This is a genomic window from Streptomyces sp. CG 926, from assembly GCF_003148825.1.
Taxonomy (GTDB): Bacteria; Actinomycetota; Actinomycetes; order Streptomycetales; family Streptomycetaceae; genus Streptomyces.
This window is the reverse complement of the sequence record NZ_QGGZ01000013.1, coordinates 249,156-258,679: the sequence shown is the minus strand read 5'-3', so window position 1 is coordinate 258,679 and position 9,524 is coordinate 249,156. Positions and strand designations below refer to the sequence as shown.

The 9,524-nt window shown below is 71.5% G+C and carries 9 protein-coding genes and 1 riboswitch; of the genes, 1 reads left to right on the top strand and 8 read right to left on the bottom strand.

Annotation, left to right across the window (positions count from 1 at the left end; translation table 11 throughout):
• The 7 genes from BCL76_RS31370 to BCL76_RS31340 form a co-directional block, all read right to left on the bottom strand.
• On the bottom strand, positions 1 to 368 hold a 368-nt coding region (locus BCL76_RS31370), incomplete at its 3' end, for a CbtA family protein (RefSeq protein WP_146228459.1).
• 12 nt (positions 369 to 380) lie between these two features.
• Positions 381 to 611: a CbtB domain-containing protein gene (locus BCL76_RS31365; protein ID WP_030730185.1), complete on the bottom strand. Its 231-nt coding sequence runs from the start codon at positions 609 to 611 to the stop codon at positions 381 to 383.
• Positions 612 to 1,188: 577 nt separating this feature from the next.
• Positions 1,189 to 1,965 carry an enoyl-CoA hydratase gene (locus BCL76_RS31360; RefSeq protein ID WP_109782729.1) on the bottom strand — a complete coding sequence of 259 codons (777 nt, stop codon included), beginning with the start codon at positions 1,963 to 1,965 and terminating at the stop codon, positions 1,189 to 1,191.
• Positions 1,962 to 2,864 (bottom strand): 3-hydroxyisobutyrate dehydrogenase, encoded by a 903-nt coding sequence (gene mmsB, locus BCL76_RS31355; protein WP_181382803.1) that lies wholly within the window; start codon positions 2,862 to 2,864, stop codon positions 1,962 to 1,964. The genes BCL76_RS31360 and mmsB overlap by 4 nt, the downstream gene beginning before the upstream one ends.
• Complete coding sequence (locus BCL76_RS31350) at positions 2,861 to 3,946, bottom strand: enoyl-CoA hydratase/isomerase family protein (RefSeq protein WP_146228458.1); 1,086 nt, start codon at positions 3,944 to 3,946, stop codon at positions 2,861 to 2,863. Before BCL76_RS31350 ends, mmsB begins: the two co-directional genes overlap by 4 nt.
• A complete protein-coding gene (locus BCL76_RS31345) occupies positions 3,943 to 5,088 on the bottom strand; it encodes an acyl-CoA dehydrogenase family protein (RefSeq protein WP_109782753.1) in 1,146 nt (381 codons plus the stop codon). Before BCL76_RS31345 ends, BCL76_RS31350 begins: the two co-directional genes overlap by 4 nt.
• Positions 5,089 to 5,093: 5 nt before the next feature.
• The gene (locus BCL76_RS31340; RefSeq protein WP_109782727.1) at positions 5,094 to 6,593 is read right to left on the bottom strand and encodes a CoA-acylating methylmalonate-semialdehyde dehydrogenase; all 1,500 of its coding nucleotides are present in this window, start codon (positions 6,591 to 6,593) and stop codon (positions 5,094 to 5,096) included.
• A gap of 192 nt (positions 6,594 to 6,785) precedes the next feature.
• Positions 6,786 to 6,956: riboswitch (cobalamin riboswitch) on the bottom strand.
• A 61-nt stretch (positions 6,957 to 7,017) separates the two neighbouring features.
• Between BCL76_RS31340 and BCL76_RS31335 the strand changes: the two genes are divergently transcribed.
• The gene (locus tag BCL76_RS31335; protein WP_109782726.1) at positions 7,018 to 7,932 is read left to right on the top strand and encodes a cobalamin-binding protein; all 915 of its coding nucleotides are present in this window, start codon (positions 7,018 to 7,020) and stop codon (positions 7,930 to 7,932) included.
• A 9-nt stretch (positions 7,933 to 7,941) separates the two neighbouring features.
• Here the strand turns inward: BCL76_RS31335 and BCL76_RS31330 are convergent, their stop codons facing one another.
• Entirely contained in the window at positions 7,942 to 9,345 is a 1,404-nt protein-coding gene (locus BCL76_RS31330; protein WP_109782725.1) for a short-chain fatty acyl-CoA regulator family protein, read from the bottom strand.
• Between the last annotated feature and the right edge of the window lie 179 nt (positions 9,346 to 9,524).

Sequence of the window (9,524 nt, the reverse complement as noted above, 5' to 3'; positions counted from 1 at the left end):
GCGGCCGTGGCCCGGGGGCTGAACCCGCCGACGCGGCCGAGGGCGAACGAGAACGCGAGCGAGGCGATGCCGCCCAGCGCGACCCCGTAGACCAGGACACCGGTGGCCAGGCCGAAGGTCGACTGGACCGGTCGGCTGACCAGCTCTTCCTCCTGCTCGGCGGCCTCGCCCGACGCGGCGTCACCACCGTGCCCGGCGTGACCGGCCGCGGGAGCCGCTTCCTTGGCGGCCGCCGCCTCCTCGACGGCGATCGAGCCCCGTACCGGGGGCTCACCGACCACGTAGGCGACGGCGAAGGCGAACAGTCCGGCGATCAGGCCCGCGAGCATGCCGCGGACGAGTAGTCCTCTGACGGTGGAGGCGTACATGTGCGTGGCCTCTCAGTGGCAGGGGAAGCCGAGCAGATGACGACCGTCGTGCACCCACTCGTGGACGCCCTCACCGGCGAACACGGCGGTGGCGCCCTGTTCGGCACCGACGAAGTACAGGGCGACGAGCATCAGGAGACCGACGAAGAGCGCCCAGGGCAGAACCGCGCGCACAGGCAGCGGAGCCGACAGGGAGCCGGCGGCGGGGGTGGATATGGCAGCGGAAGCGATTGCCTCGGCCATGATGGAACCTCCTCGGGGAACACGCGTCCCATACGGTGGTGCAGGACGACGGTCCTCGGGTCTGACTCGCCGCGCCGCCACCCATGGGGTGTCGCCGCAGCACACAGTGGCGCGACCATGCCGGATTCACACCGGACTTCCGTCTCGCCGTCGTCGCTATTTCTTTATGTCGCGCTTACGCTACCGCGTGGCGGGCCGGCGGCCAAGACCGTGGGTCCCTGATCACAGCCCGTGCCAAGGCAGTTCGGCCGCCGCGTACCCAACGGAAGCCCGGCCGAGACCTCTCGCGCCGGACATCCAGCCACCCCTCCGAACTGGTGGAGATCGATCAGCGGCTCGCCTTCGAGGTGTTCTACGTCGACCGAGTCGGCCAGACCGTGTCGGCGCGGTTCACCGCGCTGGTGCCGTCCGGGGCTCATCGTCCGTGAAGGCGATGAGATCGCCGTACGGATCGTGGCGGTCGACCTGGGGCGCAACCGGATGCCGCGCCGACGAGCACCGGTCAGGCTCGTACCCGTACCCGTACCCGTACCCGGTCCGGGGAAGGCTGGATCTGCCGCCCCGGACGCGGGTGGGCTCAGCCGTGGGTGAAGTGCGGCGGGCGCTTGTCGACGAACGCGGACATGCCCTCCTTCTGGTCGGCGGTGGCGAACACCGCGTGGAACAGGCGGCGTTCGAAGCGGACGCCTTCGGCGAGGGTGGTCTCGAAGGCCCGGTTCACGGCTTCCTTGGCCATCATCGCGACCGGCTTGGACATCTCGGCGACGGTCGTGGCCACCGCGAGGGCCTCGGCGAGCAGTTCGTCGGCCGGCACGATCCGGGAGACCAGTCCGGCGCGTTCGGCCTCGGTCGCGTCCATGGTGCGCCCGGTGAGACACAGCTCCATGGCCTTGGCCTTGCCGACGGCGCGGGTGAGCCGCTGGGAGCCGCCGATGCCCGGGATGACGCCCAGCTTGATCTCGGGCTGGCCGAACTTGGCGGTGTCGGCGGCGAGCAGGATGTCGCAGAGCATGGCCAGTTCGCAGCCGCCACCGAGGGCGTAGCCGGAGACGGCAGCCAGGGTGGGGGTGCGGACCTCGCCGAGCCGGTCCCAGGCGGTGAACCAGTCGGAGAGGTACATGTCCATGTAGCTCTGCGGGCGCATCTCCTTGATGTCGGCGCCCGCGGCGAAGGCCTTGGCGGAGCCGGTGAGGACGATGCAGCCGACGTCCGGGTCCCGGTCCAGCTCTTCCGTGGCTGCCACGACCTCCTTCATCACCTGGAGGTTGAGGGCGTTGAGCGCCTCGGGCCGGTTGAGGGTGAGGAGGGCAACGCGGCCCTTGCGTTCCAGCAGGATGGTCTCGTATGCGGTCATGCGGGGTTTCCGTTCTGCGGTCGGAGGGTGCGGACGATCGCCGAGAAGTCGAGGTCCGCGCCGTCGGCGGCGGCGAACGCCGCGTACATTTCGGCAGCCTTGAGGCCCAGCGGCGCGTTCACGCCGCCCGAGTGGAGGGCGTTGGCGGCGAGGCCGAGGTCCTTGGCCATCAGCGGTGCGGCGAAGCCAGGCCGGTACTCGCGGTTGGCGGGGCTGGTCGGGACCGGTCCGGGGACCGGGCAGTTGACGGTGAGGGCCCAGCACTGGCCGGAGGCGGTGGAGGCGACGTCGTAGAGGGCCTGGTGGTCCAGCCCCAGGCTCTCGGCGAGGACGAACGCCTCGCTGACTCCGATCATCGAGATCGCGAGGATCATGTTGTTGCAGATCTTCGCAGCCTGCCCGGCCCCCGCGGCGCCGCAGTGCACCGCCTTCTTGCCCATGGCGTCGAGCAGCGGCTCGGCCGCGGCGAACTCATCGGCCCCACCGCCCGCCATGAAGGTGAGCGTGGCCGCCTCGGCTCCGACCACCCCGCCGGACACCGGGGCATCCAGCGCCCGGTGACCGGCCGCGACCACGGCCTCGTGGGCGGCGCGGGCATCGGCGACATCGATCGTGGAGCAGTCGATGAACAGGGTCCCCGGCCGGGCCGCGGCCGGCAGCCCCTGCTCACCGTAGAGGCCCAGGACGTGGCGGCCCGCCGGAAGCATGGTGATCACCACGTCGGCTTCCCTGGCGGCCTCGACGGCGGAGGCCGCGGGCTCGACTCCGGCAGCGGCCGCGGTGGCCAGCGACTCCGGCACCAGGTCGAAGCCGAGGACGCGGTGGCCCGCCTTGACGAGGTTGACGGCCATCGGCCCGCCCATGTGGCCGAGGCCGATGAATGCGACGGTGCTGCTCACCAGACGACCTCCTGGGACGAAGCGGTCGCGACGAGCCGCAGCTCGTTCGCGTCGAGCGGGGCGAAGTACCGGTCCACGTCCGCTTCGGTGACGTCCTCCAGCGCGGCCGGGGACCAGTGCGGGTCACGGTCCTTGTCGATGACCTGGGCGCGGATGCCCTCGACCAGGTCGGGCGAGGCCAGGGCCGCGCATGAAACGCGGTACTCCTGTTCCAGCACCCGTTCCAGCGGCCCGAGGTGCCGGGCCCGGCGCAACGCGGCCAGGGTTACCTTGACCGCCGTGGGCGACTTGGACAGCAGGGTGTCCGCTGCGTCCTTTGCCGCGGGTACACCCGATGCCGACAGCCGCGCGACGATCTCCTCGGCGGTGTCGGCGGCGTAGCAGTGGTCGATCCACTCGCGCGCGGGTTCCAGGCCCCCGGCCGGCGGCTCCGCCACATGGCGCTCCAGTACCGCGTGTACGGAGTCCACCGCCAGCTCCCGCGCCAGCGCGGGCAGTGCCGCCACCGGGACGAAGTGGTCGGCCAGGCCGCACAGCAGCGCGTCCGCGGCACCGATGGGGGCCCCGGTCAACGCCAGGTGGGTACCGAGCTCCCCGGGGGCGAGCGCGAGGAGGTAGGTGCCGCCGACGTCGGGGACGAAGCCGATGCCGGTCTCGGGCATGGCCACCTTCGACCGTTCGGTGACGATGCGGACACTGCCGTGGGCCGAGACGCCGACTCCGCCTCCCATGACGATGCCGTCCATCAGGGCGACGTACGGCTTGGGGTAGCGGGCGATCAGGGCGTTCAGCCGGTACTCGTCCCGCCAGAATTCGGCCGAGGCGGTGCCGCCGGTGCGGGCGTCCTCGTAGATCGCCCGGATGTCCCCGCCCGCGCACAGTCCCCGATCGCCGGCGCCCTCGATGACGACCAACTCGACAGCGGGGTCCAGGGCCCAGGCCGTGAGGGCCTGCTCGACGCGGAGCACCATGGCGTGGCTGAGGGCGTTCAGTGCCTTGGGGCGGTTCAAGGTGATGTACGCGGCGTGGCCCTCGGTGCGCAGGAGGACGTGGTCGTGGACTTCAGGGGCTTCGTTGGTCATCGCAGGGTCTCCGTCAGTCCGCGCGCGACGATGACGCGCATGACCTCGTTGGTGCCTTCCAGGATCTGATGGACCCGCAGGTCGCGGACGATCTTCTCGATGCCGTACTCGCTCAGGTAGCCGTAGCCGCCGTGCAGTTGGAGGGCCGCATCTGCCACCGCGTACCCGGTGTCGGTGGCGAAGCGCTTGGCCATCGCACACAGCCGCGGGGCCAGCGGGTCGCCCGTGTCCAGGGCCTCGGCGGCCTGCCGCACCAGCGCGCGAGCCGCGGCCAGCTCGGTGGCCATGTCGGCGAGGCGGAACTGCAGGGCCTGGGCGTCCAGCAGCCTGGAGCCGAAGGCCTCGCGGTCGGCCAGGTAGGACAGCGAGCGGTCCAGGGCGCTCTGGGCTCCGCCGAGGGAGCAGGCGGCGATGCCGAGGCGGCCGCCGTTGAGGCCGTTCATGGCGATGCGGAAGCCGTCGCCCTCGGCGCCGAGGAGTCGATCGGCGGGGATGCGGACGCCGTCCAGGATCACCTGGCGGGTGGGTTGCGCGTTCCAGCCCATCTTGCGCTCGTTGGGCCCGAAGGTGACCCCCGGGTCCTCGCGCTCGACGACGAAGGCCGAGATCCCGCCCGGGCCGGCGTCACCCGTCCGCGCCATGACCACATAGACGTCCGCTGCGCCGGCTCCGGAGATGAACTGTTTCACCCCCGTCAGCACATAGTGGTCGCCCTGCCGCTCGGCGCGCGTGCGCAGAGCGGCGGCGTCCGACCCGGCGCCCGGTTCGGTCAGGCAGTAGCTGCCCAGGGTCGCAGCGGTGCAGAGGCCGGGCAGCCAGCGCTCGCGCTGCGTACGGTCGCCGTAGCGGTCGACCATCCAGGCGACCATGTTGTGGATGGAGAGGTATCCGGCGATGGAGGGGCAGCCGGTGGCGAGGGTCTCGAAGACGAGGACACCGTCGCTTCGGGACAGGCCCGAACCGCCGTGCTCCTCACGGACGTAGACGCCGGCGAGGCCGAGCGCGGCGGCCCTGCGGATGACGTCGACGGGGAAGTGCTTGTCCTGGTCCCAGGCGACGGCGTGCGGTGCGAGCTGTTCCTGAGCGAAGTCGAGGGTGACCTCGGCGAGCGCGAGCTGGTCCTCGGTGAGGGTGGTGGTCACGGCGTTCACCCCATCGTCGGGATGGTGAAGCTCGCGCCCTCCTTGGCCCCGGAGGGCCAGCGCGAGGTGACGGTCTTGGTACGGGTGTAGAAGCGGATCGAGTCGGGGCCGTGCTGGTTGAGGTCGCCGAAGCCGGACCGCTTCCAGCCGCCGAAGGTGTGGTACGCCACGGGGACGGGGATCGGCACGTTGACGCCGACCATGCCGGCGCCCACCCGGCGGGTGAAGTCGCGTGCGGTGTCGCCGTCGCGGGTGAAGATCGCGACGCCGTTGCCGTACGGGTGTTCGGTGGGCAGGCGCAGGGCCTCCTCGTAGTCGGCGGCCCGTACGACGGACAGCACCGGGCCGAAGATCTCCTCGCGGTAGATCCGCATCTGCGGGGTCACGCGGTCGAAGAGGGTGGCTCCGGCGAAGTAGCCGTTCTCGTGCCCGGACAGGGTGAAACCGCGCCCGTCGACGACGAGTTCGGCGCCCTCGGTGGCTCCGATGCCGACGTAGCGGTTCACCCGGTCCAAGGCGTCACGGCTGACCAGCGGCCCGAAGTCGGCCTCGGGGTCGTCGGAGCGGCCCACGCGCAGGGTGGCGATCCGCTCCGTCAACTTGGCCACCAAGGCGTTCGCGGTCTCCTCGCCGACGGGGACGGCGACGGCGACGGCCATGCACCGCTCGCCGGCGGAGCCGTAGCCGGCGCCGATGAGGGCTTCCACGGCCTGGTCGAGGTCGGCGTCGGGCATCACGATCATGTGGTTCTTGGCTCCGCCGAAGCACTGGGCGCGCTTGCCGTGGGCCGCGGCGGTGGCGTAGATGTGCGCGGCGATCGGGGTGGAGCCGACGAAGCCGAGGGCCTGTACGCGCGGGTCTTCGAGGAGGGTGTCGACGGCTTCCTTGCCGCCGTTGACCACATTGAGCACACCCGGCGGCAGGCCGGCCTCAAGGAACAGTTCGGCGAGGCGCAGCGGTACGGACGGGTCCCGCTCGGAGGGCTTCAGGATGAAGGCGTTGCCGCAGGCCAGGGCGGGTGCGGCCTGCCAGAGCGGAATCATCGCGGGGAAGTTGAACGGGGTGATGCCCGCGACCACGCCCAGCGGCGAGCGCAGCGAGTGCACGTCGATGCCGGTGCCGGCGTTGTCGGTGAACTCGCCCTTGAGGAGGTGCGGGATACCGGCGGCGAACTCGACCACCTCCAGCCCTCGCTGCAGATCACCGTGGGCGTCGGCGACGGTTTTGCCGTGCTCGGCCGACAGCATGCGGGCCAGGTTCTCCCGCTCGGCCTCGACGAGCTGGAGGAAACGCAGCAGGACCCGAGCACGACGCTGGGGGTTCCACTGACCCCAATCGGCCTGCGCTTCCTCCGCGTTGGCGATCGCCGCCTCGGTGTCGGCCCGGCCGGCCAGCGGCACGCGCGCCTGGACCGTACCGGTGTTCGGGTCGTACACGTCGGCGAAGAGCCCGGACATGCCGGTGGTGTGCTTTCCGCCGATGAAATGGGTGAGTTCACGGACCATGGGTGCCTGCTCTCGTCAGGTTGGATCCGGGGATGGCACGGCAGACCGGCGGACAGCACCCGGACGAGGGTGCACCGCTACGGAAGGCCGTGAGAACTACGAGCGCACAGAAGTGGTGCGGGTACGCTCCGCCGGATCACCAGGGTCGTGGGTACAAACCGGTGCCATGCGTGTCTGCTCCATCCTCGTGGACAACACGGAACATCCGCGGCCGGTATCCTGACTCCCGGATCACCGCGTGCCGCCCGCCTTCCCGACAGACCTCGTCAGTGGCGTGTGGATGGCAGCACACTCCCCGGTCACAGTGGCGGGACCGTGCCGGTTTTGCACCGGCTTCCCTGCACCGCGGACCTTGTGCCAGGAACATATAGTTGGACGTCCTAGTAAGTCCAGACCCACCGGCCGCGCGCCCTAGAGTCGAAGCATGCGCATCGTCTCCCTGCTCCCCGCGGCCACGAACATCGTGGCGGACCTCGGACTCGTCGCCGACCTGGTCGGACGCACCCACGAATGCGACTGGCCGCCCGCCGCGGTGGCCTCCGTACCCGTCGTCACCCGCGCCGAATTCGACGCGGACGCGCTCAGCAGCCGGGAGATCTCCCAGTCCGTCGGCGGCTCCGCGCACTCGGGCTCCTCGCTCTACACCCTGGACACCGAAGCCCTCGCCGCGCTCGCACCGGAGGTCCTGCTCACGCAGGACCTCTGCCAGGTCTGCGCCGTCTCCTACGAGAGCGTCACCCGGGCGGTGCGCGTGATGGACACCGGACCCAGGGTCCTGAGCCTGGAACCGAAGACCCTCGACGACGTGCTGGACTGCCTGGTCACCGTGGGCGACCTGCTGGGGGTACGGGAGCGAGCCGAGCGGCGCCGCGCCGACCTGCGGGGCCGACTCGCCGAGGTACGGCGCCGAACGCAGGGCCGGCCGCGGCCCCGGGTGGTGGCCGTCGAGTGGCTCGACCCGCTGTGGCCCGCCGGCCACTGGGTACCCGAACAGATCACCGCGGCGGGCGGCGAGCCGTTGCTGGCCGAACCGGGCGAGCACACCGAGCCGATGACGTGGGAGGCGGTGCGCGAGGCGCGCCCGGACGTGGTCCTCGTCCTGCCGTGCGGCTTCCCGCCCGAGCGGACCCTGACGGAGCTCGACCTTCTCACGTCGCTGCCCGGCTGGGACGAGCTGCCCGCCGTGCAGGCAGGGACGGTGTGGGTGCTGGACGGCCCCGCGTACTTCAACCGGCCGGGACCCCGCGTGGTCCGCGGGGCCGAGGTGCTCGCCCACGTGCTCCACGGGGTGCGGGCGGGGGACCCGGTGACCGAGGCGGAGGCGCGCCGGCTGGGCTGAGTCCGGAGCTCACCCCCGGTCGCGGGCGACCGGGTAGGGGATGAAGGTGCTGCTGTTCTCGTCGACCGCGAGCGGGCGGCCCAGCGGCGGGACCGCGCGTTGCGGGCAGTCGAGTCGTTCGCAGAGGCGGCAACCCATCCCGATGGGGGTGGCCGCCGCGACGTTGTCGAGGTCGAGGCCGTCCGAGTACACGAGCCGGGGCGCGTGGCGGATCTCGCAGCCGAGGCCGATCGCGAAGGTCTTGCCTGGCTCGCCCCAGCCGCCACGGTGACGGGTGACGGCGCGGGCGGTCCACAAGTACCGCTGCCCGTCGGGCATGGCGGCCACCTGGACGTGGATGCGGCCGGGCGCGGCGAAGGCCTCGTAGACGTTCCACAGCGGGCAGGTGCCGCCGGCGCGGGAGAAGTGGAATCCGGTGGCGGACTGCCGCTTGGACATGTTCCCGGCGCGGTCGACGCGGACGAAGGAGAAGGGGACGCCGCGCAGCCTGGGGCGTTGCAGGGTGCTGAGGCGGTGGCAGACGGTCTCGTAGCCGATCCCGAAGTGGTCGGTGAGCCGCTCGATGTCGTACCGGAATTCTTCGGCCGCGGTGTGGAAGGCGCCGTACGGGAGGATCAGCGCGGCCGCGAAGTAGTTCGCGATGCCGATCCGGGCCAGGCCGTGTGCGGGGGAACCCTGCGGGAAGTCCTCGGCGGCCAGCCGGTCCAGCTCCGCCCCGTACTCCAGCAGGGCGAGCTGGGTGGCCATCCGGAACGCCTGCTGGCCCGGCCGCAGCCGGCCGGACAGGTGCAGGACCCGTGAGCTCGCGTCGAAGTGGTGGAGGCGGTCGGAGTCGGCGGCGAGGCGGAGTCCGTGGTGTTCGGTGAGGCGGCGCGACAGCACCCGGACGACCTCCCCGGGGCGGATGCCGATCTCCCCGGCGAGGGCCTCGGCGGCGAGGTCGGTGTCGTGGAGGTAGTTCTGGCGACGGTAGAAGAACTCGCGGATCTCCTCGTGCGGTGAACGCGGCGCCGTCGGGCCGCCGTCCCGGCCGTCCGCGGTGTCCGCCAGGCGCTCGGTCAGCAGCTGGCTGCGCCGTCCCAGGTCCAGCAGGACAGCGGCCACGGCCGGCATCCGGGTGGCCAGTTCGGCCAGGTCGGAGGGGGAGACCCGGGCCTCGGCGACCTCGCTCGCGAGCGCCTCGCGCAGGTCGGCGACGAGGCGGCTGGTATCCCGCTCGGAGAAGAACCCGGGGTCGACGCCGAAGGCCTCGGTCAGCCGCAGCAGAACCGGCACCGTCAGCGGACGGGAGTCGTGCTCCATCTGGTTCAGGTAGCTCGGGGAGATGCCCAGGACCCGGGCCAGGTCGGCCTGGCTCATCCGACGCTCCTCGCGCAGCCGCCGAAGCCGCGCCCCCGCGTACGTCTTGCTCATCGCTCCCCCTCACCCGAGGGCCCGAGGCCCGGCCCTCCGCACACGTCCGGGTCCCGAGAGGTTGGCAGACTTCGCAAACGGGCCCGGAAAGATGCGCAGAACTTAGCAGACGTCCACGATTGATGGCACTGGGTGTCGCTGACAGAGTCGACCTGCGGCCCGCCGGAACAGGCGGCAGC